Source organism: Halosegnis sp. (genome assembly GCF_042216475.1).
In the GTDB taxonomy this organism is placed as follows: Archaea; Halobacteriota; Halobacteria; order Halobacteriales; family Haloarculaceae; genus Halosegnis.
Genome location: NZ_JBDGTV010000014.1, coordinates 39,181 through 62,869, shown reverse-complemented (window position 1 = coordinate 62,869; position 23,689 = coordinate 39,181). Strand labels below are relative to the sequence as shown.

Below are 23,689 nucleotides of genomic sequence, written 5' to 3'. Positions count from 1 at the left end.
CGGCTGACCCGCAATCACGGGCGATGAGTTCGGTCCCGGAACGCGGCGATATCGACGAGGAGTACACGTGGGCGCTTGAGGAGATGTTTGCGACCGACGAGGCGTGGGAAACAGCCTACGAGGAGGTGGAGTCGCGGCTGGCGGATCTGCGTGCCTACGAGGGGCGAGTCACCGAGAGCGCGGCGACGCTACGTGACACGCTCCAGCTGCGCGAGGAGCTGATGCGGACGGTTGCGAACGTCACTGCGTACGCACGGATGCGCTCGGACGAAGATACCCGCAACCAGGAGTACCAGGCCCTGAAGGCGCGCGCACAGTCACTCGCGAGTGAAGCCTCTTCAGCGGCGTCGTTCATCGAGCCAGAGCTCCAACGGACGGATCGTGACCGGCTCGACGAGCTCGTGGCCGAGGAGCCCGAGCTCGAACGGTACGACCACTACCTCGACGACGTGATGCGCATGAAGCCGCACACCCGTTCACCGGAGGTCGAGGAGGTGCTCGCGGAGCTGTCAGAGGTGACCGGCGCGCCGTCCGACATATACGGGATGCTATCGAATGCGGACATGGAGTTTCCGGCTGTCGAGGGGCCGGATGGCGGCGAGATACAGATTACACAGTCGAACTTCACGACCAAGCTGAAACACCCGGACCGATCGTTCCGCCAACGGGTGTACGAGCGCTACTACGACGAGTGGGGAGGCTTCCGCAACACGGTCGCCTCGTCGCTGAAGAACGCGGTCAAGGCTGACGTGAAGACTGCCCGCGCCCGTGACTACGACACTGCCCGCGAAGCGGCACTCGACGAATCGAACATCCCCACGACGGTGTACGACACCCTTGTGGACACTGTCGAGGCGAATCTCGACGTGCTCGGCCGGCACGTTGACCTGAAGCGCGACCGGCTCGGCGTCGACACCCTGGAAATGTACGACCTGTATGCGCCGCTGGCCGACGAGGAAGCCCCCGGTATCGACTATGAACAGGCGAAAGAGTGGGTGATCGAGGCCGTCGCACCGCTGGGCGAGTCGTACCAGTCACGGCTCGCCGAGGGACTTGAGTCGCGGTGGGTCGACGTGTACGAGAACGAGGGGAAGCGCTCAGGCGCCTACTCTGGGGGCACCTACGATAGCCAGCCGTATATCCTGATGAACTACCAGGAAGATGTCGCTTCGGTGTATACCCTCGCACACGAGCTGGGCCACTCGATGCACTCCGAACTGGCGAGCGAGACACAGCCGTACGTCTACTCCGACTACGGCATCTTCGTCGCGGAGGTAGCGAGTACCGTCAACGAGGCGTTGCTGACCGAGCACCTGCTCGATACCCTCGACGACGAGCGGCTCCGGCGGCATGTCCTCGACGAGTATCTCGAGCGGTTCCGGTCGACACTGTTCCGCCAGACGCTGTTTGCCGACTTCGAACACCAGATTCACACTATCAGCGAGGAGGGTGGCGCGCTCACGCCAGACCGGCTTGACGAGGTGTACGGCGAGTTGAAACGCGAGTACTACGCGAACGCCGCCGTAGACGACCGCATCGAGCGCGAGTGGATGCGCATCCCGCATTTCTACTACAACTACTACGTCTACCAGTACGCGACGGGCATCTCGGCAGCGAACGCCATCGTCGAGGCGATTACGGAGGAGGGGGAGCCAGCCGCCGACCGCTACCGCGAGTTCCTGCGGACCGGTTCTCGAGAGTATCCGCTGGCTGCGCTTGAGACGGCGGGGGTCGACATGACCGACTCGGCACCGGTTGAGGCGGCTATCGACGCCTACGACCGCCACCTCGCCACCTTCGAGTCGCTGGGCTAGCTGGCAGGACCCAAAGACACATTTACACACGCGCCCGAACCTGTACCAGCTAGATGTCCCGTAGTCCCTCGCTCCCCGAGCGACCACAACTCGATCTCGACCCCGACATGTCACCCGCAGAGCGACTCGAAGCCCTCCGCGACCACTTCGAGGAGATTGTCGGCGTCCACGACGAGCTGGCCGACCAGCTGGAGTCGGCCCGCGCGCGACAGGACGAACTCCGTGAAGATGTCGACAAGCTCCAGCGGGAAAACGAGGCGCTGAAGACCTCGTCGCTGTACATCGCAACGGTCGAAGAGCTTAACGACGACGAGGAGGTCGTCCTCAAGCAGCACGGCAACAACCAGGAAGTGCTGACGGACGTCTCCCCACGGCTCGCGGAAAAGCTCGAGGCAGGTGACCGCGTCGCTATCAACGACTCGTTTGCTGTCCAGCGCATCCTCGACGACGAGACGGACGCCCGCGCACAGGCGATGGAGGTCACCACCCAGCCGTCGGTCACCTACGACGACATCGGCGGCATCGACCAACAGGTGACCGAGGTCCGCGAAGCCGTCGAGGACCCGCTCACGAACCCTGAACAGTTCGCCGAGGTCGGTATCGAGCCGCCGACGGGCGTCCTGCTGCACGGACCGCCCGGGACGGGGAAGACGATGCTCGCGAAGGCCGTCGCCAACGAAACCGATGCCACGTTCATCAAGATGGCCGGGTCCGAGCTCGTCCAGAAATTCATCGGCGAGGGCGCACGGCTCGTTCGCGACCTGTTCGAGCTTGCCTCCGAGCGCGAGCCAGCTATCATCTTTATCGACGAGATCGACGCCATCGCGTCCAAGCGGACGGAGTCGAAGACGTCGGGCGACGCAGAGGTCCAGCGGACGATGATGCAGTTGCTCAGTGAGATGGACGGCTTCGAGGCCCGTGGCGATATCTCCATCATCGCGGCCACCAACCGGTTCGACATGCTTGACCGGGCCATCCTTCGGCCCGGCCGGTTCGACCGGCTTATCGAGGTACCCGAACCCGATGCCGAGGGACGCGTCCAGATTCTCGACATCCATACCCGCGGGATGAACCTCGCTGACGAGGTGGACTTCACCGACCTTGCCGAGCACACTGAGGGCTTCTCCGGCGCGGAAATCGAATCGCTGTGCACGGAGGCGGGGATGTTCGCTATCCGAGAGGGCCGTACCGAGGTCCGCACCGAGGACTTCGAGGCTGCCCTCGAGAAAATCGACCGCGAGGACTCAACGGGTACGCCCGTCGCGTTCTACTAGTCCCCCGTTCTATCGCCCGTGGGGCGCTGAACGGCCTGCGTAGCACACTTTCTCGCCGGAACGCAGTCGCTGCTATCTCGTGTGGACCCCGGCCGACTACGAACGACCACACTCCTGTCCGGCCGCCCCGTCTGGTGATGCTGGCATCCGTCGAATCCCGACCTCACCAGGACAACGCTTAACCGGACCGATTTGGTAAGTATACACATGGTCTGTCGCATCCGGTGTGACGCATGTGCGCTCGATCGGGAGTTCGAGGACTGCGTCACCGCTCACGAACGCGCAAAGGAACACGAGACGGTGCACCCAGGCCACTTCGTTAGCCTACAAAACCCCGCTTAGACAACCGGTAGCAGCAGTCCGACTGCGTCTCCCAGCACCCCGACGATGGTCTCCCAGACGGAGACGCCGGTCACCTCCGCCTGGAGCGTGTCGAGCCCGAAGAAAGCGAACAGTGCTGCGCCCGCGAAGTGTGCCTTTCGGGCGTCGAACCGGTGACTGAACCGGTAGAAGAACAGGGCGTTCGCCAGACTCACCGGGATAATGGCGGCCATCTCGCCGACCCAGATGGCGCTCCCGTGGGCGTACTGGGCGGCAAGACCGATGGTGACAAGCTGGGTCTTGTCGCCGAATTCCCCGAGTGCCATCAGCGCGAAAATGGGAAGAAAGCCGCCAAGCACGTCTGGCACCCGCCAGCCGACGAGCGGGAGCCGCACGTCAAGTTCGCCGCCGTCAGTGAGCCCTGCTCGTTCAACGTCGCCGCCGTCCGTCGACGGTTCGTCGGCCATCGCGACCGGTGCCGATCCTGGAGAGGGAGCGCTCCGCAAGAGAAGCACCGCGAACAAAAGAAAGAGGAGCCCAGTCCCGACATCCAGGTACACGGCGGGGACGGCTGTCTGCAGGAAGCTCCCAAACGCAATCTCAAGGGCGGTCCACCCGGCGAAGGCGGTGCCGGCAGCGCTGACGACCAGCAGCGGGTGATACTGGGTCGACAGCCCGGCGATGATGAACTGTACCTTCTCGCCTGGGAGGACCGTCAACTGGGCGAGAAAGGCGATGGTCGCCACTTGCAGCCACGGCTCCACTACGCCCCCACCCCCGGCTCGTCGCTCAGATTCATCCGTCTCACCTATGGTTTAGACACGGCTAATGTTAAGCGTGGGTGGTTCCGGAATGTTATGACTGTCGTCCCCGTACGCCGGCCGTGGCCAGATTCGGGGTTGTGCTCGTGCTCGTCGGACTGTTCATCCTCGCCGGCTGTAGCGGCGCCGTCGATACCGCACCTAACGACGCGACGGCGCGCGCGTCGGCCCCTCCTGTGCCGACCCCGGCGGCGACAGTGACGGTCACTCGAGCAGTCGACGGCGACACCCTTGAGATACGCTTCGACAACGGCACCACGGACACGGTCCGGCTGATTGGCGTCGACACGCCGGAGGTCCACGCCGAGAACTCCCCCGACGAATTCGAGGGGGTCCCTGAGACAGCCGCTGGCCGCGACTGTTTGCGCCGGTGGGGTGAGCGAGCCAGCGACCAAGCGAAGCGGCTCGAAGGGGAAACAGTGGGCATCGCCTTCGACCCGAACCTCGACCGACGGGGCTACTATGGCCGACTGCTCGTCTACGTCGTTGAAGACGGCGTGTCGTTCAACTATGATCTCGTGGCCCGTGGCTACGCTCGGATGTACGAGTCACCGTTCACGCGGGCAGACGCCTACGCAGCGGCCGAGACAGAGGCGATGAACGCCGGAAGGGGAGTGTGGGAGTGTGCGACCGACTCGCCGCCGACGGCCACTCCCACTCCGGCGGCCGAGGGCGGTCTCGTGGTGTCTGTCCACGCCGACGCCGCGGGGAACGACAACGAGAACCTCAACGACGAGTACGTGACCCTCGCCAACCGTGGCGAGACCTCGTTAGAACTGGACGGATGGACGGTGACGGATGCAGCGGGCCACCGCTACGAGCTCGGCACACTGAGGCTTGGGGCCGGCGAGGCGGTCACGATCCACACCGGGACGGGCAACGATACCACCAGTGATGTCTACTGGGGGCGAGCGAGCGCGGTGTGGAACAACGGTGGCGATACGGCGACTGTCCGGGCGGCAAACGGGACGGTCGTCGCAGAGCAGTCCTATTAGCTTGGGTTCTTCCGTTCGAGGCCGGTGCCGCACACTTCACAGCGCTCGCGGTGGGTATCGTACACCCGGCCACAGCCCTGACACTGGTAGTCCCAGTCGCGCCGCTCGTCGATTCCCTCTTGCGAGACGCCCTCGGTAGGGACGTCGAGTTCGTCGGCGACGTTCTGCATCGCGTAGTCATCGGTGACGAGCACCGCACCGAGCTCGAAGGCGGCCGCCAGCAGCCGGGTGTCAACATCCGACAGCTCGGTGCGATCGCCGGTGGCGCGGGCAGCCTGCTCCACCTGTTCGAGCGGCCCCCGCCCGGGGACGTGCAGCTGCATCCCCGCGCCTTCGAGGGCGTCGAACCGGTACCCAGAGGCATCGTCGGTGAGCTCCTCGCGGACAGCTGGTACTGTCGCCACCTCGTCGTCGGTGGTGTAGTCGTCGATGAAGGCCGAGGCGTCCAGAACGCGCATCTACCGGGCGACGACGATGTGGTCTTTCACAGCCTGCACGCGCGAGACAGGAATCCGATACCGGCCGCGGTCGTCCGTCTCGAAGTCGGCGTTCGCGCGCTCTGCGGGCTCGACAAGCAGGTTGTGGAGACTGCCGCTCGCGTACTCCATCGTGACGTTGTACAGTCGGCCGATTTCGGCACCGTCAGTGCCGACGACGTTCTTGTCGGAGAGATTCTCTGCGAGTATCTCTGCCATGCGAGCGCGTACGCACTCCAGCACATAAACCGTACGGCGGCGTCCGACATGCGTCTGCCGCTCACGCCGGACCAACTGGTTTACGTCAGCCACCCGTCCCAGGCCGTATGGAGCGACGGGACTTCCTGCGTGCCCTCCCGGTGGGAGCGGTCGCGCTGGCCGGGTGCAGCGGCGGAGGGACAGACACGGAGACGTCAACGGCGACACCGACCGAGACACCTACTCCGACGCCGACCGCGTCGCCGACCCCCGACGCCGATCTTACGGTTATCGTCGGCCCGGACGGGAACCTCGTCTACGACCCCGAGCAGGCAACTGTTGATGTCGGGGCGACCGTCGCGTGGGTCTGGGACTCGGGTGGCCACAGTGTCACGGTCGAGTCGACGCCCGACGGGGCAGACTGGTCTGGCACCGGCACCACGCTTCACGACGCGGGCTACGTCCACGAACACACCTTCGATACCGAAGGCGTCTACGACTACTACTGTAACCCACACCGAAGCGCCGGAATGATTGGGCAGCTAACGGTGGGTGACGCGACGCCGACACCGACGGAAACAGAGACCGACACGCCCACCGAGACGGAGACGGCGACTGCCACCGCGTCGGCCGACATGACGGTGACCGTCGGGCCGGGTGGGTCGCTGGCGTTCGACCCGGAGACGTTTACCATCAGCACAGGCGACACCGTCCGCTGGGAGTGGGACTCTGCAGGCCATAACGTCTCGCCGGAGCAGACCCCGAGCGGGGCCGACTGGTCGGGGAAAGACGACGACACCTATGACGCGGGCACGACGTACGCGTACACGTTCGATGTCGCCGGCGAGTACAAGTATCACTGTGACCCGCACCAGTCGATCGGGATGGTCGGCTCGTTCACGGTCGAGTAGTCGTCTCACGGCCGCTCGCCACCGGGTGATGAAAGAGTTATGTGCGGGCGCGGGCGAAAACCAGTAAGGGATTTCTCATGTCTGACACCGACACCACCGGGTCGACGGAGTCGACCGCCACGGGACTCCGGACGCCGATTGTCGCCGTCCTCGGCCACGTCGACCACGGGAAGACGACGCTCCTCGACAAGATACGCGGCTCGGCGGTCCAAGAGGGAGAGGCCGGCGCCATCACTCAGCACATCGGCGCGACGGCCGTCCCGCTCTCGACAATCGGTGAGATGGCTGGCGGCCTCGTCGACCCTGCCGATTTTGACCTCCCGGGGCTGCTGTTCATCGACACACCGGGCCACCACTCCTTCTCGACGCTCCGGTCGCGCGGCGGCGCGCTCGCGGATATTGCTATCCTCGTCGTCGACGTGAACGACGGCTTCCAACCGCAGACGCTGGAGGCGCTCGATATCCTCAAGCGGACCCAGACACCGTTCGTTGTGGCCGCCAACAAGGTGGACACGGTCCCCGGCTGGAACCCACAGGGACGGGTCCCCATCCAGCAGTCTATCGACGCCCAGTCCGACCGCGCGGAAGGCGACCTCAACGACCGACTATACGCCCTCATCGGCGAACTGTCGGATAACGGCTTCTCCGCAGACATGTACTGGCGAGTACAGGACTTCCGATCGAACATCGGCGTCGTCCCCATCAGTGCCGTCACTGGCGAGGGACTGCCGGACCTGCTCACTGTGATGATGGGCCTCTCCCAGCGCTACCTGAAAGAAGACATGTCCGTCGACGTCGCCGGGCCCGGCGCGGGGACAGTCCTCGAGGTAACTGAGGAGCGTGGCTTCGGGACCACTGTCGACATCGTCCTGTACGACGGGACGATACGTGCGGACGATACGGTAGTTATCGGCGGCAAAAACGAGCCTATCGTGACCGATGTGCGCGCGCTGCTCCAGCCGGAGCCGCTGGCGGAGATACGCACGGAAAAACAGTTCGAGAAGGTCGACTCTGTCGCCGCGGCGATCGGTATCAAAATCGCCGCACCGGATATCGACGATGCGATGGCGGGTGCACCCGTCCGGGTCGTCCGCGACCGGCCCGTCGAGGACGTCATTGAGGAAGTGCGGGCGGAACTCTCACAGATTGACGTGGAGACGGCCGAGAACGGTGTTGTGGTGAAGGCGGACACACTTGGGTCGCTGGAGGCCATCGCAAGCGCCCTCGAGGATGCTGAGGTCCCAATCGTCCGCGCCGAGGTGGGCGATGTTGCCCCCCGAGACGTGGCTGTCGCTTCGACGGCCGACGAGCCAACTAACGAGGCGATTCTCGCGTTCAACGTCGACGTCCTTGACGACGCCGAGCGGCAGGCCAACGAGCAGGGCGTCCGGGTGTTCGCCGATGATGTCATCTACCAGCTGGTCGAGGAGTACGAGGAGTTCGTTGCTGGGATCGAAGAGGCTCAGCAGGAGCAGGTACTCGACAAGATTGCCCGCCCATGCCGGTTCCAGATACTGCAGGACCACACGTTCCGTCAGTCTGACCCTGCGGTCGTCGGTGTCGAGGTGCTTGCGGGGACGCTCAAGCGCAACTCGCGGGTCGTCAAGTGGGAAAATAGCGAGACGGCGCGGATTGGCTCACTGAAGTCGATTCAAGACGAGGGCGAGGACATCGACGCGGCCCGCGCCGGTGACCGGGTGGCCGCCTCTATCGACGGGCCCACCGTCGGCCGACAGATCGAGGAGGGCGACGAACTGTGGACGGAGTTGCCGGAGAAACACGCAAAGATTCTCGAGCAAGAGGTCACCGACGAACTGCCGGCCGACGAGCGGGAAGCGCTCTCGATGTATCTTGAGCGCAAGCGCAACCGCGACCCCTTCTGGGGAAAGTAACGAATTTCATATTCTAGATGAGATGTGCGGACGCTCGTCGTGTGAATCTCCGACATCAATCCTAGTACTCCTTCTATCTGCCCGAAGGATAGAAGGATGATCGAATCCCTTCGAGTGGGTTAGGCTCTACCAGCACTAGCCTTTTGTACATCTGTTCGTCCACCACAGACAGAGAAAAGCAGATAGTCGTGGTTTGGACTCGGCTATCTGTGACTAAACGACCACTATGGCACACGAGAAGGAGACGGTCAAGGAGGAACTGTACGGCGACCCAGTCCGGGAGAAGCTCTTGGAGTTCGCCGAGGCAGGCTGGGCGTCCATCCCCGAGGAAGAGCGGGCGGAGTGGTTCTCTCGCTTCAAATTCTGGGGGGTGTTCCACCAGCGCGAGGGCCAAGAGAGCTACTTCATGCTGCGGCTGACTACCTGCGGCGGCGTCCTCGAGCCGGGCCAGCTTCGAGTCATCGGAGAGGTGGCCCGCGAGTATGCCGACGGCCCCGTCGAGAACCCCGAGTTCGGTGACACGTGGGTGGACTTCACCACGCGCCAATCCGTCCAGCTTCACTGGATCAAGCTTGAGGATATCCCCGACATCTGGGAGCGACTCGAGTCAGTCGGGCTCTCGACCCGCTCTGCGGGTGGCGACACGATGCGCAACATCTCTGGCTGTCCGCTCGCCGGCAAGGCCGAGGAGTACGTCGAGACGCGCGACCTGCTCGACAAGATTCAAGCAGGCATCCGCGACGATGACGCACTCTGTAATATGCCCCGGAAATTCAACATCAGCGTGACGGGGTGCAAGCAGGGGTGTGCACAGGACGCCATCAACGATATTGGGCTCGAGCCCGCACATACGTTCCTCGGAGGCGAAGAGGCACGAGGATTCAATGTTCGCGTCGGCGGCGGGCTCGGGAGTCGAGAGCCCCGTGAGGCGCGACCGCTCGACCTATTCGTACGCCCGGAGCAGGCCTACGAGACGGTACGCGCATTCGTCGAACTCTACCACGAGGCAGGCGACCGCGAGAACCGCTCTAAGAATCGTGCGCGCTTCTTCGTCGACGAGCGTGGCACCGACGAGATACGCGAGCGGCTCGTCGACCGACTCTCCTTCGACCCGGCGCCGGCTGGGACGGATTTCCGTGGCGAATACACGTACAACGCCGGCCGACCGAGTGGGCGGGGGGCTCACGACCATGTCGGCGTTCACGACCAAGCGGACGGCCGCAACTACGTCGGCCTCTCGGTGGCTGTCGGTCGGCTACCCGCTGACGAGGTCATCGAACTTGCGGATCTTGCAGATGCATACGGCTCTGGTGAGGTACGGCTCACCCGCCGGCAGAACCCCGTCATCGTTGACGTGCCCGACGACCGGCTCTCGAATCTGCTGACCGAGCCGCTCCTGCAGAAACACCCGCCGGAGCCGACCCCCTTCGAGCGGGGCGCGATGGCGTGTACAGGCACGGAGTTTTGCGGCCTGGCGCTAACAGAGACCAAAGCCCGCACCGCCCGGATGCTCCGCTGGCTGCGAGCCAACACGGACCTCCCACCGGACGTGGACCGCATCAAGATACACTACTCCGGCTGTACGGCCGACTGCGGGCAGGCGATGACAGCTGATATTGGCCTTCAGGGAATGCGTGCCCGCAAAGACGGCGAGATGGTCGAGGCGCTGGATGTGGGCGTGGGCGGCGGGCTTGGCGAAGAGCCGGCGTTCATCGAGTGGGTCCACCAGCGAGTCCCTGCCGACGAAGTGCCTGGTCTCATCGCGAATCTCGTGGAAGCGTTCGCGGCGCTCCGCTCGGATGGCCAGACGTTCCGAGAGTGGGTCGATGCGACGGGCCATGCCGCACTCATCGACCTCGCGGAGCCGGCGGAGACGGACTACGAGGACCCGTGGCTCACCGACGCGAAGCAGTCGTGGTACCCGTTCGACGACGGCGAGAGTCCCGCTCCGACAGCCGCGGATGGCACGCCGCTGGAGGGCCAGGGTGACGACTGATTGGCTGGCGATGAGGGCAGACCGGTGAGTGAACACGTCCGGACCACGTGTATGCGGTGTGCGGTCGGCTGTGGCCACATCCACGAGGGCGTCGACGACGGCTACGGTATCGCGACCGTCCGCGGGGACGTGAGCCACCCAGCCAATCGGGGACTGGCCTGTGCGCGCGGCATCGAAGAGACGCAGACCCCCGACGGGGAGTGGCTCACCCAGCCACTCGTGCGCGAGCGCGGCCGACTCCGCGAGACAACCTGGGATGTGGCGCTCTCGCGAGTCTCCGACGAGTTCCGACGAGCGCTCGAGCGGAGCCACGATGCCGTCACGGTCCTTGGGAGCGGCCAGCAGACCAACGAGGCAGCCTACGCGCTCGGCAAGCTCGCCCGTGGCGGCTTCGGCACCCGCTACTACGACGCTAACACGACGCTGTGTATGGCGAGCGCAGTGACGGCGTACACGGATGCGTTTGGCAGCGACGCGCCCCCATGCACGTACGACGACATCGACGACGCTGACACGCACATCGTCTGGGGTGCCAACCCCGCGGTCGCACATCCCGTGATGTTCCAGTGGATTGCAGCGAGTGCCGACAGCGCCGGCAGCCGACTCATTGTCGTTGATCCCGTCGAGTCAAAGACGGCCGTCGCGGGTGATACGCACGTCCAGCTGGATCCGGGGACGGACCTCGCGCTCGCGCGCGGTGTGCTTGCCCGGGTCTGCGAGCGCAATGCGGTGGATCAATCGTTCGTGACGGCGGCGACGACTGGCTTTGAGGCCCTCCGTGGACGGCTTCCCGAGCCGGCGGCCGCTGCGGCGACGGCTGGCGTCGACGTGGCGACGCTGGACGTGCTGGCGGATGCGCTCGCGGCACCGACGCTCCTCTACTGGGGGATGGGGGTCAACCAGAGTACGCAGGGAACGGCGACAGCGGGCGCCCTCGTAGACCTCTGTCTGGCTACCGGGAACCTCGGCCCGGGGACCGGCCCGTTCTCGCTCACCGGGCAGGCGAATTCGATGGGGACGCGTGTCTGCTCCTCGAAGGGGTCCTGGCCGGGGATGCGCGCGTTTGCCGACCCCGACGAGCGGGCGGTACTTGCTGATGCGTGGGATGTGCCCGCCGCGCGGCTCCCTGATGATTCCGGTCCGGGCCCAGTCGGCCTTGTCACAGCCGTCGAAACCGGGCCCGTCGAAGCGGTGTGGACGGTGGCGACGAACCCCGCCGCGGGGCTCCCGGATGCCGCTCCTGCCCGCGAGCGGCTCGAAGATGCCTTCCTCGTCGCACAGGACGCGTTCCATACGGAGACGACCGAACTGGCGGACGTGGTGCTGCCGGCGGCAACATGGGGGGAGTCATCGGGGACGGTCGTCAACATGGAGCGGCGGGTCTCCCGTGTCCGCCCCGTGATGGCGCCGCCGGCGGGCGTCCGCACCGACTTAGACATCATTGCGGCGGTGGGCGAGCGGGTCGTCCCCGGCTTGCTCGGCGACCTGACGCCGGAGGCAACGTTCGATGAACTGGCCGCGCTCACCGCCGGTACGACCGCGGACCTCTCGGGCGTCAGCTACGCGCGGTTAGACGAGGCTGGTGCGGTCCGGTGGCCTGCCCCCGACGCTGTCTCCGAGGCGGACTACCGCTATCTCGAGGACGGCGAGTGGGCGTTTCCAACACCGTCGGGACGCGCACGCTTCTCGACAGGTACCCACGGCGAACTACCAGAGCCGCCCTCTGAATCGTACCCGCTCACGCTGACGACCGCCCGCGAGCCAGACGGCTACAATACGGGCGTCCGGTCGCGCGACGCTGGCACCCCTGAGCGCCCGCTCGCTCGAGTCGCTCCGACAACGCTCGTCGACGCGGGACTGGCCGAGGCCGACCGCGCCCAAGTCGGCTCCCGGCGTGCGACTGTCGAGGTCCGGCTCAGCTCGGATACGGCTATCCCTGCCGGGCTCGTCTGGCTCCCCATCCACCATCCAGCGACGAACGACCTAACGCTCCCAGAGACGGACCCCCGTTCGGCCGAACCCAATTTCAAGCAATGCGCCGTGTGGCTGGCGGCTATCGACGACTCGACGCCTGAACAGCGTCGGCCAACACCGGGTAATAACATTTAATTAGCGGACGTGTGTTTGATTTGGTGTGCCGACCGACCGCCACGACGCCGTGCTCACAATCCTGCCAGCACCGCTGCTGGCGGGACTCGCCTGGGCGTGGCTCACGAGCGTCGGGACCGCAGTCGCGCTCGGCGCGGGCAGTCTGTTCGCGGTTGCGCCGCTCGCGTACGCGCTGTTCGTCCGGCCGCCCTGATTAGCTGCCCGCTGGCCGGTGGCGGGTGGGCGTTGTCATCGCCTCGAGCGCCGCGCCCGCCGCAATCTGTGTCGCAATGTCTGCGGGGTCGCTCTCGTCGACCTCTGAGAGTGCGAAGCCAGCCGAGACGACGGTGCCGGCGGGCGGTCGCACGGCGACCGTCGCCTGCACGCCATCGTGGCCTTCGACCAGTTCCGTCCCGACGACGAACTCGTCCGGCAGGAGCTCTCGGGTGCGCGCCGCCACCGCTGTCCCCCCAGCGCGGAGCCGGCGGCGCTGTTCGTTCGTCAGTTCGGGACCGTCGTCGAGTGGGTCACGTTGCATCTGGACGGCCTATCTTGCTGAGCAGCCGGCAAAAACCCGTCGGCGCTCCCACGAGATGGACTCAGAGCAGCGACTCGCCGGAGCCGTAGACAGCCAGCACAGCTGCTGCCCGGTGGTCCGTCGAGTCAGCTTCGGCGACGGCGACCCGGTCGTTGCGCCGCTCGATGGGCCAGTCGCGTAGCCGCTCACCGGCTGCCAGCCCATCTTGGACGGTTGCGCGCACGTCTGCTGGGTTCGTCCCCGATGCCTCGTAGAATAGCCCTCCCTCGCGGCCAACCGCCCACGCAAGACCCGCACACGCTGGCTGCTCGTCGCCGGGCCTCGTCGCCGCCCGCGCCTGCACGACGGTGAGCCGGTCGCCGACGGCCCCCAGTTCGGGCGCGGTCCCGACAGGTTCGACGCTTGCGCCCGCGGGCACGACCGACGATACGGTGACGAGATTGTAATCGGCAACGCCGGCATCCGCGAGCGCGGCATCGTATGCTGCCATCGCCGTCGGGGCTGCTCCCGTCCCCCACACGACCCGAATTGGTTCCATATGGACGGTGGGCGACTCGCGGAAAAGCGGGTTACGATTCGCAAGGATCGTAACGCACAGAAGGTCGCCGACCACACCCCACGAGCATGAGCGACGATCTCGAGACGACCCTTGCAGACGCATTCCAAGACCATGGGGCAGACGAGGAGACAGCGGCGGCCGCGGCTGCCCGTGTCGCCGCCCTCCGCGAGGATCACGACGAGGAGTTGACCGCAGCCAAGTTCCTTGACCTGTTCGCAGATGCCGACGCCTACGAGACGTTCGAACATCGGTTCGACCTCGCGGTTGGCGACCTCGCGGCTGCCACGGAGGGGTGTACCGACTCGCGGGCTTACCGACTGTCCGGCTTCGACGAACTGGCTGCAGACCCAGAACAGGGTGGGTAGGGCCGGTTAGTTTCCGACGTTCGTCGCCCGCTCGACGACGTCCTCACTGTACAGCTCCGCCAAGTCCTCGTGCTGGTCCGGGCGGTGCTCGTAGACGTCCTGGAACAGCGTGATGGGCGTCTGGACCGCTTGGTAGGTCGCCTCGTCCCACATCCGGTCGTTGGAGACTTCGACCTCGATGCCATCGATACGGACTGTCGCCGCGCGCGTGATGGCGATGGCACCGCGACCGGCCTCCTTCGCCGCCTCGAACTCTTCCATCGAGTCGACGATGTCGTCCATACTTGGGACATACGACAGCATGTCGAGCAGCTCGTCGGCGAGTTCGTCCTCGTCGAGGTGCTGTTCGTCGCTGCCGACCGTCAGGACGTAGCCGTCGGCCGTCTCCTCAAGGGAGACGCGGTCCCCCTCGTACACCTCGACACCGTCTTCGGTGGTGAGTTCGACCTCGCGGCCGTCGGCCTCAAGCAGCCAGCTTCCCTCCGCGGGCGGGAGCGGGCTCTTGTTCGCCTCGACGACCTGGCCGGGCGTGAGCGACCAGATGCCGGTCATCCCCTTTGCCTGGTTGTCGGTCATCCGCTCGTGGTAGCCCTCGACATCGCGGATGTCGTCGTACGGGCCGTCGACGGCAATACAGCCGGCGGCGCTGGCTCCGCGCGAGGTGTTGTGGCGCAGTTCCGGCCACGGCGGGAGCCCGCCGGTCGGCGTAATGGCGCGCATGTCCTTCGTGTAGTCGACTTCGCCGTCAACCAGCAGGAACAGCCGCTCGAGGGTGTTGTCGGGCTTGCCCATCTCGTCGCGGAGCTTCCGCATGGCGAGCTCGGCCGCACCCGACTCGATGATGACCGACATCGCGAGACTCCCCTCCTCAAGGCCGTGCTCGGCCTCGATAATCTGGAAGAACTCGTCGGCCTTCTTCCAGTCATCGATGCCGCCCACCTCGGGAATGACGAACCCATCAAGATGGTCGACGGCCCCGTGGTCGGGGTCGGCCATCTCGAGCATCCGCTGGAACCCCTGGTGACGGGTGGTCGGGCTATCGCGGTGCCAGACGACCCGCGGGTGGATTTCGCCAGGGAAGTCGGCGCCGTGCTCGCTCACGACGTCGATGATATTCTGTGCCCCCTCGTCGCGCATCGACGGCGCGGTGGCGTCTTCGTTGTCCGGCACCCACACGTCGGGCGCCTCCATCCCGCGCAGCTGTGCTGCGCGGCGAATCATCTTGGCGGAGTCATCTTCTCCCTCGACGGCCGTCGGCGAGGTGAAGAACGTCCGCACGAACTTGCGCGTGTGTCGTCGTTCAGTCATGTGCGTCTGGATTGGGTACTGGGTCGGTAATAAGGTACGGTGAAAGCGGTCAATGCTCAGCCCGACGGACGGCCCAAGCCTGACCGCTGGCAACCTTGCAGCGCGGGTCAGTCGTCGTCCTGCTCGGAGGAGAGCACCGTCTCGCCCTCCTCGGTGAAGCCCGCGGAGTCTTCCATCCGCGACTGGGCCTCGGGGTCGAACTGCCCCTCGATGTCCTGGAACCGGGGGACGAACGAGAGCTGGTGGTGGCTCTCCGTCTCGTGACCCAGGTAGCGGTCCTCGAGGTCGAACTGCGCCTGTTCGTCGTTCTCGGCGATGTTCTTCATGTCCTCGTAGACGGCGTGGGCGCCCGAGTGGAGCGCGTACAGCGTGATGAACTGGTAGACGTACCCCAGGTCGCCGAGCTCCTGGAACGTGAGCGGATTCTCCTCCTCGGACCACGCGAAGCTCGAGGAGTAGTTGAACGCAAGGTCGATCTCCGGGTGCGTCTCGTGGAGCGTCTCCGCGTAGTTGACGGCGTCCTCACGGGACGGGTCGGGCATCTCGGGCCAGACGAGGTCGACACCGGCGTCGGCGTAGATGCGGCCGCGCTCGAGGTGTTCCTCCCAGTCACCGTTGGCGGAGCCGTACGCGTCCGTCCGGGCGATGATGATGGTATCCTCGCTCTGCTTGGCGTCGACGGCAGCCTCGAACCGGGAGCGCGCCTCCTCGCGGGAGACAATCTGCTTGCCCGCGATGTGGCCACACCGCTTGGGCGAGGTCTGGTCTTCGATGTGGACGGCAGCCACGCCGGCCTTCTCGTACTCGCGGACCGCCCGGCGGACGTTGTGGACGCCGCCGTAGCCTGTGTCACAGTCAGCGACGACCGGCAGGCTTGTCGCCTCGACGATGCGCTTTGCGTTCTCGACCATCTCGGTCATCGTGACCATCTCGAGGTCCGGGAAGCCGAACTGGCCCAGCACCGTCGAGTAGCCGGACATGTAGGCGGCGTCGAGACCGGCCATCTCGGCCAGTCGAGCGTCCAGCGCGTGGTAGAGACCGGGCGCGAAGACGAAGTCCTGCTCCTCGAACTTCTCCCGAAGCTCGCGGGCGGCGGGGTTGTCGACGTCGCGGATCATCGTATCCGTCGTTCGGACGTTGTCCGCGACGGGGTCGGAGTCCTTCTGGTGTCCCATAGCAACTCAACCCGCGACGAGGAGGGATAAGTAGTTTATGAACTATAATGATAATATATTTTTATGCCTTCAGGTGCCCTCAAAGTCCGGGTATACCTTAAACACCTTAGTGTGGGGTGCGACACCACGCCACGGGCGATGACGACGAGGCGGTCCCTTCTGGCTGTGGCGGTCGGAGGAAGCCTAGGCCGGAATTTGAATCCGGGGTCTCGTCCTTACCAAGGACGCGCTTTACCGCTAAGCTACCCAGGCTGGCAGCCGTTCGTAGCCCGGTGTCGTCTTTAGTCGTTTCGATTCACGGGACGGGCGCCGCCGGCGACGGCTGCGATTCGCTCGCGGGCGGTCGGCTCACGTAGCGCGTCCGGCGCCGGGAGGCCGGCAGCCTCCTCGGCGAACGCTGCCGCGGCTGCCTCCGGGTCGTGGGGGGTCGCGCCGCCGGCAGTTGCGCCCGCGACCAGCGCTAACTCGAGCACGTCCGCCTCAAGCTCGCGGTCGACCGGTGGGTCCTCGGTCTGCTGGCGGTGCGTCTGTGTCCGGCCGAACGACTGGACCACGTCAACGGCTGCGGTTGCCGCGGCCGTGTCGGCAAGCAGGTAGAAGCCGCGGGCCACGAGCGCGTCCGCTGCAAGGATGTCGACATCCGCCTGCTCGCGGGCTGCCGAGTCCTCCCCAACCCACGGCGGATTATCTGCCAGCCGCCGGGTCAACCGGAGCCCGCCGTAGATGAGCTGGACGCCGACGGCCCGGTCGGTGTGTGTAGCCGGCTCTGCACCGGCTGCCTCCGCCGCGAGCAGGGTCAACACCCCAGGCGTGGGAGAGCCCGTCACGACGAACCGCTCGATCTCGTCGCGGAAGGACGCCGGGACGATATCGTCGACGGCCTCGCGGGCGGCCCCCTGGACCGCGGCGGCTTCATCCATCGCGGCGAGATAGGCGAGCGAGGGGCAAAGACCTTTGGAAGCGACGGGTGAGCCGTCGGTATGGTCCGGGTCACCGACGACGAGGGACTCCGCGTCGTCACGCTGGATAGACCCGACGCGCGCAACGCGCTCACGCCCGAGATGCTCGACGACCTCGCGGCCGCCGTTACCGGTGCGGACGGGCCAGTTGTGCTCATCCGCGGAGCCGGCGAGGCGTTCTGTGCCGGCGCTGATCTTCCAACCGTTGCGGAGGCGGCTACCGACGAGCCGAGCGCCCGCGCGTTCGTCGAGCACGGCCAGGAGACGATGACACGCATTGCCGAGGCAGACGCGGCTGTTATCGCGGGCGTCGACGGGGCGGCCCGCGGCGGCGGCGTTGAACTCGCGCTGGCGTGTGACATCCGTGTTGCCACGCCGGACGCGACATTCGCCGAGCCGGGGGTCACGTTCGGACTGTTCGGCGCCTGGGGAGGTACTGTCCGGCTCCCCGCGGCCGTCGGGACGAGTCACGCCGCCGATCTCTCGCTGTCTGGCCGGGTCGTCGACAGCGAGACAGCCCGCGAGATGGGGCTCGTCTCCCGGGTGGTCGCCGACCCCCGAACGGTCGCGACGGAGCTCGCCAGCAACGACGCCGACGCCCTCCGGGCGGTCGCGAGCCTTGCGGGCGTCGACCGTACCGAGCGGGAGGCCGCAGAGCGGGAGGCGTTTGTCGACCTGCTGGTCGAGCGGGCCGACGCGCTCGCGGAGCACCGAAAAGGGTAGAAGGCTCGGCTGACCTACTTTGGGCGATGCCCCACTGCGACCATTGTGGCGCCTCGTTCGACGACGAGGAGGCGTATCTCTCTCATCTCGGTGCCGACCACGCCGACGAACTCGGTCGCATCGAGCAGCGACGCGTCGACGCCCTCGAGGACGATGGGGTAGGCGTTGGCTCCGCACCGCTCGCTATCGGCGCCGTTGCCGTCGTCGCCGTCGCGCTGGTCGCGTATCTCGTCTTCTTTACCGGGGGCTCCGCAGGTGTCCCTGACTCCGTCGAGCAGGTCACGCAGACACCCTCCGAGGTTGGCTCCGTTCACTACCACGGGACGATGACCGTCCGTATCGACGGCGAACGGATCGACTTCTCGCAGGACCGCTACCAATTGGCCGACCGCGCGTTCCACTTCGAGGGCGGCGACGGTGAACGATGGCACGCCCACGCCCGTGGTATCACCCTCGAGTACGCGCTGTCGACGCTCGAGATCGGCGTCACCGCCGATTCCGTCTGGTACGACGGCACCCGCTACACCGATGGGGAGAATGCCAACGTGACCGTGACGGTGAACGGAGAGCCGGTCGACCCGACGACATACGTGCTCGAGGCCGACGACACGGTGCGGGTCATCGTTGAGACGGGCTGAGCCGCGCCGGCTTCGGCGTTCTTTTGTTGTCCGCCCGTGAATCGCGGGCAGATGGGCGACGCCACGGCGACCGAGGGGGACGAGACGGGCAGCTATGGCGGGCTCCTCGGCGCGTTTCCGTATGCGTTCCGCCACAGCAAGTCGACCGTATTCCGCGTCTACGTCGTCGCCGGTGGGCTGCTCGCGGCGCTCGTGGCCGTCCTGTTCGGGCTTGGGACGGTCGTCTCGATTGCCAACTCTACCGGGCTGGCAACCGGCGGCACCTCCTCGTTTGTGCGCACCTTCGTGCTACTGGTCGGGTTCCTCACCGTGCTCCCGCTGGTCGCACCGGTCCTGCTGGTCGCGCGTCGCCACCGCCGCACCGGCGGCAGTCTCGCCTATGATCGCGCGCTCGCGCTCGCCGGATTCGGCGTTGCCATCGGCCTCTACCTCTCGCTTGTTGTTTCAGTGCCGGAGAGCCAGCAGGAGCCCGTGACCGGGCTTCTTGGCCCTGTCGTCGCCGCGCTGTACGCTCTCCCGGCGCCGCTGGCTGTCCTCCCGCCGCTCGTCGCCGCGGTGCTCGTCTATCTCGCGCACCGCCGCTACCAGTGACCGACGAGGTAAAACCGCCCGAGCCACACGACCCGGACATGACTGAGACGGACGGTACCTTCCTCGTCACGCATGCCGACGCTGAGTCAGCCGTCCTGCGCGATGTCGACTCCGGACAGGTCCACACGCTTGGCGCCGACGACGATCTGGACCTGGCAGCCGGCGACGTGCTAGAGGCGACACTGACGCCGTCGCCGCCGCTGGAAGTGCAGATGGAGGTGACAAGGGTTCGGGCGCGCCGCCGGGTCACTGTCGAGGAGAGCGAGGAGCCGCCGACCACGCAGGAACGAACGATTGCTGCCGAGCAGTCGGTGGGAGAACTCACCAGACGCGAACGAGCCGGCGACGGCGAACTCCACGTCCTCACTGTCCCGTCAGAGGAGACGACGGCAGCCGTCGAGGACGTCCTCGATGACGAAGAGACGCTTGCCCGAGCCGCTCGGATGCCAACCGTCTCGCGGGTCGAAGTGCGCTCGGACGCCGAGGCGGGTGTCGTCTCCGTCCGGTATCTCCCCTGAGCCGGGTCAGGGGCCGGCCTCGCTCTGGACCGCCCAGCCGTCGGCGAGTCCGCAGGCTGCCCGCTCCTCGTAGTTGATGTGCGTCGGCTCGCCGACAGCGTCGCCGCCAACCACGCGCTCGACGCGCAAGGGGACCTCCAGCGCCGAACCACAGCAGCCCACGTCGAGGAATTCCTCCCAGATGTCGCCAGCCTCGGGCTCCGGGTGGGCCCGCTTCAGCCACGCCCGGAAGTGGCGCGTGTCGAGCTGGTCGCGTCCCCACGTCGAGAGGTCCGCAGGGTACGAGACAACGAGTCGATTCGCAGTGGCCACGGTCGACATACTGGCTGACGACGTGAGTGCGTTTCGCCGCCGCAGTTGAGAAGGCTTATTCGGCGGGTGGGACACACGACGGGTATGGTCGAGTTCGAGGTACCGGATGTCGACTACACCCGGTACTCCAACCGCCAGCTCGCGGCCGTGCCGCTCGCGATACTCGCGCTGGCGCTGCTCATCATCGCCGGCCACTTCCTCGTCACGGGGACGCCCGTCTCACTGGGGCTCGCGTTCACCGGCGGGACGGAACTCCGCATCGCGACGACGGACGGGCCAGCCGAGATCCGCCAGACGTTCGACGCCGACGTGGAGTCGATTAATCCCGTCGGCTCGACCGGCGACGAGTACATCGTCACCTTCCAGCCGACCGACGCCGATATCGAGGGACAGGCACGAGCCGCAGGCTACGAGGTCATCTCTAACCAGCAGCGCTCTGCCTCGTTTGGCGCGGGTTCACAGCAGCAGGCATTTATCGGGCTTGTCGTCGCCTTCGCCGGGATGAGTCTGCTCGTGTTCCTGCTGTTCCGGACGTTCGTCCCCTCGATTGCGGTCGTCGCCTCCGCTTTCTCCGATATCATGATTCCCGTCGCGCTGATGGATGTCTTCGGCATCGAGTTGTCGCTGGGGACTGTCGCCGCCCTGCTGATGCTCATCGGGTACAGCGTCGACTCGGATCTACTGTTGAACAATCACATCCTCCGGCGCCGAGGCGACTTCTACGAGTCAACGTATCGGGCGATGCGCACCGGCGTCACGATGACGCTTACGTCTATCTCGGCGATGACCGCGATGACAATCGTGGCGACGTTCTTCGGCATCGAACTGCTGTCGGCTATCGGGCTCATCCTCGTGTTCGGGCTCGTCGCTGACTTGATGAACACCTACCTGCTCAACGTGAGCCTGCTCCGCTACTACAAATACGAGGCGATCGGCTCGTGATTCGCGAGAACTGGCGTATCCTACTGTTGGCTGTCCTCGTCGTTGCGTCGACCGTGGCGCTGTTCGGCCCTGTCGGTGGCGGTGCCGCCGACTCGCCGACCAACCTCCAGTACGGCATCGAACTGTCCGGCGGGACAACCGTCCGCGCGCCGCTCGTCGGCTACACTGCACAACCGGTCGACCTGCAGGGGACCCAACCAGGTGAGGTGCAACGCACCGTCGCTGCTGAACTGAACGTCTCTCTGTCGACTGTCCAGGTCCGCCCGCCCAGCCGCGAGGGACTCAGCGAGGGAGCCGTCGAGGTGTACACGGAGAACGTCACCCAGCAAGAGGTGGCTAACGCGCTTGCGGCCGCTGGCCTCCAGGTCAGTACTGACGATATCCGTGAAGGTGTCACCGAGCCGACGAGACAGGAGACGGTGCGCGTGCTCAACAACAAGATAAACGAGGGGGGACTCACCGGCGGCCAGGCCGTCATCACACGGTCCGCCGGCGGGCAAGCGTTCGTCCTCGTGGAGGTGCCGAACGCGAACCGCTCTGAGGTGCTGAGTCTCATCGGCGACCCTGGCCGCGTGCAGGTGGTCGCGCTTTACCCCAACGCGAACAACACCGGTTTCGAGGAGACGGCACTGTTCGACCAGAGCGACCTCGATGTCGGGACGGTCAACCAGCAGCGCGGTGTCTACCAGGTCGGCGTCACCATCACCGACCAGGAGGCCGCCCAGCGGTTCGCGGACGTGATGCGCGACGAGGGGTTCACCAGTTCTCGCGGCCGGGGCAACTGTGATTACGTCCTCGGTGAGGGCCCGCAGGACTCCTCCGAGTACTGTCTGCTCACCGTCACCGACGGCGAAGTGGTGTATGCGGCCTCGATGGGGAGTCTCGCCGAGACCATCAACAACGGCCAGTTCGTGGAGAACCCCACGTTCTTCATCGGCGCTCCCAACCAGTCGGCGGCCCGAGACCTGGAGATTGACCTCCGGGCCGGCGCGCTTCCGACCACGCTCGATATCGACAGCGGGACGACGTTCTTCCTCCAGCCGTCGCTGGCCGAGGAGTTCAAACTGCTCTCGCTGGTGACCGGGCTCGTGGCCGTCTTCGCGGTCGCCGGCGTCGTCTTCCTGCGCTACCGCGAGGCCGGCGTGGCCGTGCCGATGGTATTGACAGCCGCCGCCGAGGTGTATCTCCTGCTTGGCTTCGCCGCACTCGTCGGGCTCGCTCTTGATTTATCACACATCGCCGGCTTTATTGCCGTCATCGGGACAGGGGTGGACGATCTCATCATCATCGCCGACGAGATACTTCAGGGCGAGCGGGTGACGACCGGACGCGTCTTCGACTCCCGATTCCGCAAGGCGTTCTGGGTCATCGGCGCGGCCGCCGCCACGACGATCATCGCCATGAGTCCGCTCGCGGTCCTCTCGTTAGGTGACCTCCAAGGGTTCGCTATCGTCACCATCGTCGGCGTCCTGCTGGGCGTGCTGGTGACCCGGCCGGCGTACGGCAACATCCTGCGCAACGTCGTGTTAGACTAGAACTCCTCCAAGCGTGACTGCGCTTGTGCCGCGAGCACATCCTCGGCGGTGGCCCACGATGCTCGCGCACATGCCGGCAAGTCGCCGTGTGTGTCGACGTACTCGCGGAGAAATGCGCGCGTGGTCGGGTCAGAGGGGTAGCCGCTTCCCACGTCGCCGTAGTCTTCGGCTAGCCGCTCGACGTGGGCGTCGCGCGCCACCTTCGCGACGACAGAGGCGGCCGCCACCAGCGGGTCAGACTCGTCAGCGCCGTGGGCTGCCGCCACGTCGACGTTGACGCCACATGCTGTCTTTACCCGGCGGGCAAACCGCGCCTCCGAGACGTCGCCCGCGTCACACAGTCCTGCGTCGCCGGCCTGTATGGCCGCCTCGATAGCTGCCGCGTGGGCCGCGACGGTGAGTGTGTTCATGTCCTCGTCGCCGTCGATGCGCGCGACAGGAATCTCTGCGACACCCACCTCGCAGGTCGCTCGAATCGCTCCGTCGAGGTGCTCACGGCGTCCCGGCGAGAGTTGTTTCGAGTCCGCGACGCCGTCTGGGAGTGCGTCGGGTGCCCCGCGGACGCAGGCGGCAAACATCGAGCCGAGCACTGGCCCCTTGCCAGCCTCATCGACGCCAAAGCGCACGCTCGTCGGTTGTGGTGGTAGAACAAAAGGGTGAGTGAACTGCGACTCGAGCGGCCTGGCCGCTCAGTCCGTCGGTCAGTGACCCCGTCGGTTGTCGTCAGCCGTTCGGCAGTC

General features: G+C 65.9%; 26 protein-coding genes and 1 tRNA gene. 16 read left to right on the top strand and 11 right to left on the bottom strand.

Features of this window, described 5'->3' with window-relative positions; genetic code table 11:
• The first annotated feature begins 23 nt into the window (after positions 1–23).
• The 3 genes from pepF to ABEJ63_RS09960 all read left to right on the top strand — a co-directional run bounded on the left by pepF (position 24) and on the right by ABEJ63_RS09960 (position 3,430).
• Complete coding sequence (gene pepF / locus ABEJ63_RS09970) at positions 24–1,814, top strand: oligoendopeptidase F (RefSeq protein WP_375796218.1); 1,791 nt, start codon at positions 24–26, stop codon at positions 1,812–1,814.
• 53 nt (positions 1,815–1,867) lie between these two features.
• A complete protein-coding gene (locus ABEJ63_RS09965) occupies positions 1,868–3,088 on the top strand; it encodes a proteasome-activating nucleotidase Pan2 (RefSeq protein WP_375796217.1) in 1,221 nt (406 codons plus the stop codon).
• 207 nt (positions 3,089–3,295) lie between these two features.
• On the top strand, positions 3,296–3,430 hold the full coding sequence (locus ABEJ63_RS09960; RefSeq protein WP_375796216.1) for a hypothetical protein: 135 nt from the start codon (positions 3,296–3,298) through the stop codon (positions 3,428–3,430).
• Here the strand turns inward: ABEJ63_RS09960 and ABEJ63_RS09955 are convergent.
• A complete protein-coding gene (locus tag ABEJ63_RS09955; protein ID WP_375796215.1) occupies positions 3,427–4,173 on the bottom strand; it encodes a TMEM165/GDT1 family protein in 747 nt (248 codons plus the stop codon). The genes ABEJ63_RS09960 and ABEJ63_RS09955 overlap by 4 nt on opposite strands.
• Positions 4,174–4,292: 119 nt before the next feature.
• Here ABEJ63_RS09955 and ABEJ63_RS09950 point away from each other — a divergent pair, with 119 nt between their 5' ends.
• Positions 4,293–5,225, top strand: a complete 933-nt coding sequence (locus tag ABEJ63_RS09950; protein ID WP_375796214.1) for a lamin tail domain-containing protein — start codon at positions 4,293–4,295, stop codon at positions 5,223–5,225.
• Here ABEJ63_RS09950 and ABEJ63_RS09945 read toward each other — a convergent pair.
• A complete protein-coding gene (locus tag ABEJ63_RS09945; RefSeq protein ID WP_375796213.1) occupies positions 5,222–5,683 on the bottom strand; it encodes an NOB1 family endonuclease in 462 nt (153 codons plus the stop codon). The genes ABEJ63_RS09950 and ABEJ63_RS09945 overlap by 4 nt on opposite strands.
• Entirely contained in the window at positions 5,684–5,920 is a 237-nt protein-coding gene (locus ABEJ63_RS09940) for a PRC-barrel domain-containing protein (protein WP_375796212.1), read from the bottom strand.
• Positions 5,921–6,027: 107 nt separating this feature from the next.
• Here ABEJ63_RS09940 and ABEJ63_RS09935 point away from each other — a divergent pair, with 107 nt between their 5' ends.
• The 5 genes from ABEJ63_RS09935 to ABEJ63_RS09915 all read left to right on the top strand — a co-directional run bounded on the left by ABEJ63_RS09935 (position 6,028) and on the right by ABEJ63_RS09915 (position 13,000).
• The gene (locus ABEJ63_RS09935; protein ID WP_375796211.1) at positions 6,028–6,810 is read left to right on the top strand and encodes a plastocyanin/azurin family copper-binding protein; all 783 of its coding nucleotides are present in this window, start codon (positions 6,028–6,030) and stop codon (positions 6,808–6,810) included.
• 77 nt (positions 6,811–6,887) lie between these two features.
• On the top strand, positions 6,888–8,702 hold the full coding sequence (infB, locus tag ABEJ63_RS09930) for a translation initiation factor IF-2 (protein ID WP_375796210.1): 1,815 nt from the start codon (positions 6,888–6,890) through the stop codon (positions 8,700–8,702).
• A 226-nt stretch (positions 8,703–8,928) separates the two neighbouring features.
• Positions 8,929–10,698: a nitrite/sulfite reductase gene (locus ABEJ63_RS09925; protein ID WP_375796209.1), complete on the top strand. Its 1,770-nt coding sequence runs from the start codon at positions 8,929–8,931 to the stop codon at positions 10,696–10,698.
• A gap of 24 nt (positions 10,699–10,722) precedes the next feature.
• Positions 10,723–12,807 carry an assimilatory nitrate reductase NasA gene (gene nasA, locus ABEJ63_RS09920; RefSeq protein ID WP_375796208.1) on the top strand — a complete coding sequence of 695 codons (2,085 nt, stop codon included), beginning with the start codon at positions 10,723–10,725 and terminating at the stop codon, positions 12,805–12,807.
• 25 nt (positions 12,808–12,832) lie between these two features.
• The gene (locus ABEJ63_RS09915) at positions 12,833–13,000 is read left to right on the top strand and encodes a hypothetical protein (RefSeq protein ID WP_375796207.1); all 168 of its coding nucleotides are present in this window, start codon (positions 12,833–12,835) and stop codon (positions 12,998–13,000) included.
• On the opposite strand, the gene ABEJ63_RS09910 is transcribed toward ABEJ63_RS09915, so the two are convergent.
• Positions 13,001–13,324, bottom strand: a complete 324-nt coding sequence (locus tag ABEJ63_RS09910; RefSeq protein ID WP_375796206.1) for a DUF5811 family protein — start codon at positions 13,322–13,324, stop codon at positions 13,001–13,003.
• Between the two features lie 61 nt (positions 13,325–13,385).
• Positions 13,386–13,862, bottom strand: a complete 477-nt coding sequence (locus ABEJ63_RS09905; protein ID WP_375796205.1) for a pyruvoyl-dependent arginine decarboxylase — start codon at positions 13,860–13,862, stop codon at positions 13,386–13,388.
• A gap of 86 nt (positions 13,863–13,948) precedes the next feature.
• Here ABEJ63_RS09905 and ABEJ63_RS09900 point away from each other — a divergent pair, with 86 nt between their 5' ends.
• Positions 13,949–14,248 (top strand): hypothetical protein, encoded by a 300-nt coding sequence (locus ABEJ63_RS09900; RefSeq protein ID WP_375796204.1) that lies wholly within the window; start codon positions 13,949–13,951, stop codon positions 14,246–14,248.
• Positions 14,249–14,254: 6 nt separating this feature from the next.
• Here ABEJ63_RS09900 and aceB read toward each other — a convergent pair whose 3' ends face one another.
• The 4 genes from aceB to ABEJ63_RS09880 form a co-directional block, all read right to left on the bottom strand.
• Positions 14,255–15,556, bottom strand: coding sequence for a malate synthase AceB (gene aceB, locus ABEJ63_RS09895; protein WP_375796203.1), 1,302 nt, complete (start codon positions 15,554–15,556; stop codon positions 14,255–14,257).
• Between the two features lie 107 nt (positions 15,557–15,663).
• Positions 15,664–16,674, bottom strand: a complete 1,011-nt coding sequence (gene aceA, locus ABEJ63_RS09890; protein ID WP_375796309.1) for an isocitrate lyase — start codon at positions 16,672–16,674, stop codon at positions 15,664–15,666.
• A 237-nt stretch (positions 16,675–16,911) separates the two neighbouring features.
• A tRNA-Thr gene (locus ABEJ63_RS09885) sits at positions 16,912–16,983 on the bottom strand.
• A 29-nt stretch (positions 16,984–17,012) separates the two neighbouring features.
• Positions 17,013–17,651: a hypothetical protein gene (locus ABEJ63_RS09880; protein ID WP_375796202.1), complete on the bottom strand. Its 639-nt coding sequence runs from the start codon at positions 17,649–17,651 to the stop codon at positions 17,013–17,015.
• A 60-nt stretch (positions 17,652–17,711) separates the two neighbouring features.
• On the opposite strand from ABEJ63_RS09880, the gene ABEJ63_RS09875 reads away from it, so the two are divergent.
• From ABEJ63_RS09875 to ABEJ63_RS09860, 4 genes are read left to right on the top strand one after another with little or no spacing between them, the layout of a single operon-like run.
• Entirely contained in the window at positions 17,712–18,413 is a 702-nt protein-coding gene (locus ABEJ63_RS09875; protein ID WP_375796201.1) for an enoyl-CoA hydratase/isomerase family protein, read from the top strand.
• 26 nt (positions 18,414–18,439) lie between these two features.
• Positions 18,440–19,051 (top strand): hypothetical protein, encoded by a 612-nt coding sequence (locus ABEJ63_RS09870; RefSeq protein ID WP_375796200.1) that lies wholly within the window; start codon positions 18,440–18,442, stop codon positions 19,049–19,051.
• Positions 19,052–19,102: 51 nt separating this feature from the next.
• Positions 19,103–19,642 (top strand): hypothetical protein, encoded by a 540-nt coding sequence (locus tag ABEJ63_RS09865; protein ID WP_375796199.1) that lies wholly within the window; start codon positions 19,103–19,105, stop codon positions 19,640–19,642.
• A 38-nt stretch (positions 19,643–19,680) separates the two neighbouring features.
• Complete coding sequence (locus ABEJ63_RS09860) at positions 19,681–20,160, top strand: DUF5812 family protein (RefSeq protein ID WP_375796198.1); 480 nt, start codon at positions 19,681–19,683, stop codon at positions 20,158–20,160.
• A gap of 6 nt (positions 20,161–20,166) precedes the next feature.
• Here ABEJ63_RS09860 and ABEJ63_RS09855 read toward each other — a convergent pair whose 3' ends face one another.
• Positions 20,167–20,481 (bottom strand): hypothetical protein, encoded by a 315-nt coding sequence (locus ABEJ63_RS09855; protein WP_375796197.1) that lies wholly within the window; start codon positions 20,479–20,481, stop codon positions 20,167–20,169.
• 75 nt (positions 20,482–20,556) lie between these two features.
• Here ABEJ63_RS09855 and secF point away from each other — a divergent pair, with 75 nt between their 5' ends.
• Positions 20,557–21,414 carry a protein translocase subunit SecF gene (gene secF, locus ABEJ63_RS09850; RefSeq protein ID WP_375796196.1) on the top strand — a complete coding sequence of 286 codons (858 nt, stop codon included), beginning with the start codon at positions 20,557–20,559 and terminating at the stop codon, positions 21,412–21,414.
• Positions 21,411–22,949 (top strand): preprotein translocase subunit SecD, encoded by a 1,539-nt coding sequence (locus ABEJ63_RS09845; protein ID WP_375796195.1) that lies wholly within the window; start codon positions 21,411–21,413, stop codon positions 22,947–22,949. The genes secF and ABEJ63_RS09845 overlap by 4 nt, the downstream gene beginning before the upstream one ends.
• On the opposite strand, the gene rnhB is transcribed toward ABEJ63_RS09845, so the two are convergent.
• The gene (gene rnhB / locus ABEJ63_RS09840; RefSeq protein ID WP_375796194.1) at positions 22,946–23,575 is read right to left on the bottom strand and encodes a ribonuclease HII; all 630 of its coding nucleotides are present in this window, start codon (positions 23,573–23,575) and stop codon (positions 22,946–22,948) included. The genes ABEJ63_RS09845 and rnhB overlap by 4 nt on opposite strands.
• Between the last annotated feature and the right edge of the window lie 114 nt (positions 23,576–23,689).

Bases quoted from the DNA above. Each gene is read 5' to 3' on its own strand.
- ABEJ63_RS09965 (WP_375796217.1), top strand. From the start codon at position 1,868: ATGTCCCGTAGTCCCTCGCTCCCCGAGCGACCACAACTCGATCTCGAC.
- secF (WP_375796196.1), top strand. From the start codon at position 20,557: ATGGTCGAGTTCGAGGTACCGGATGTCGACTACACCCGGTACTCCAAC.
- ABEJ63_RS09905 (WP_375796205.1), bottom strand. From the start codon at position 13,862: ATGGAACCAATTCGGGTCGTGTGGGGGACGGGAGCAGCCCCGACGGCG.
- ABEJ63_RS09940 (WP_375796212.1), bottom strand. From the start codon at position 5,920: ATGGCAGAGATACTCGCAGAGAATCTCTCCGACAAGAACGTCGTCGGC.
- ABEJ63_RS09865 (WP_375796199.1), top strand. From the start codon at position 19,103: ATGGGCGACGCCACGGCGACCGAGGGGGACGAGACGGGCAGCTATGGC.
- ABEJ63_RS09960 (WP_375796216.1), top strand. From the start codon at position 3,296: ATGGTCTGTCGCATCCGGTGTGACGCATGTGCGCTCGATCGGGAGTTC.
- pepF (WP_375796218.1), top strand. From the start codon at position 24: ATGAGTTCGGTCCCGGAACGCGGCGATATCGACGAGGAGTACACGTGG.
- ABEJ63_RS09945 (WP_375796213.1), bottom strand. From the start codon at position 5,683: ATGCGCGTTCTGGACGCCTCGGCCTTCATCGACGACTACACCACCGAC.
- ABEJ63_RS09870 (WP_375796200.1), top strand. From the start codon at position 18,440: ATGCCCCACTGCGACCATTGTGGCGCCTCGTTCGACGACGAGGAGGCG.
- ABEJ63_RS09880 (WP_375796202.1), bottom strand. From the start codon at position 17,651: ATGGATGAAGCCGCCGCGGTCCAGGGGGCCGCCCGCGAGGCCGTCGAC.
- ABEJ63_RS09910 (WP_375796206.1), bottom strand. From the start codon at position 13,324: ATGCAACGTGACCCACTCGACGACGGTCCCGAACTGACGAACGAACAG.
- ABEJ63_RS09875 (WP_375796201.1), top strand. From the start codon at position 17,712: ATGGTCCGGGTCACCGACGACGAGGGACTCCGCGTCGTCACGCTGGAT.
- aceA (WP_375796309.1), bottom strand. From the start codon at position 16,674: ATGATCCGCGACGTCGACAACCCCGCCGCCCGCGAGCTTCGGGAGAAG.
- infB (WP_375796210.1), top strand. From the start codon at position 6,888: ATGTCTGACACCGACACCACCGGGTCGACGGAGTCGACCGCCACGGGA.
- ABEJ63_RS09935 (WP_375796211.1), top strand. From the start codon at position 6,028: ATGGAGCGACGGGACTTCCTGCGTGCCCTCCCGGTGGGAGCGGTCGCG.
- aceB (WP_375796203.1), bottom strand. From the start codon at position 15,556: ATGACTGAACGACGACACACGCGCAAGTTCGTGCGGACGTTCTTCACC.
- ABEJ63_RS09855 (WP_375796197.1), bottom strand. From the start codon at position 20,481: ATGTCGACCGTGGCCACTGCGAATCGACTCGTTGTCTCGTACCCTGCG.
- ABEJ63_RS09900 (WP_375796204.1), top strand. From the start codon at position 13,949: ATGAGCGACGATCTCGAGACGACCCTTGCAGACGCATTCCAAGACCAT.
- ABEJ63_RS09925 (WP_375796209.1), top strand. From the start codon at position 8,929: ATGGCACACGAGAAGGAGACGGTCAAGGAGGAACTGTACGGCGACCCA.
- ABEJ63_RS09860 (WP_375796198.1), top strand. From the start codon at position 19,681: ATGACTGAGACGGACGGTACCTTCCTCGTCACGCATGCCGACGCTGAG.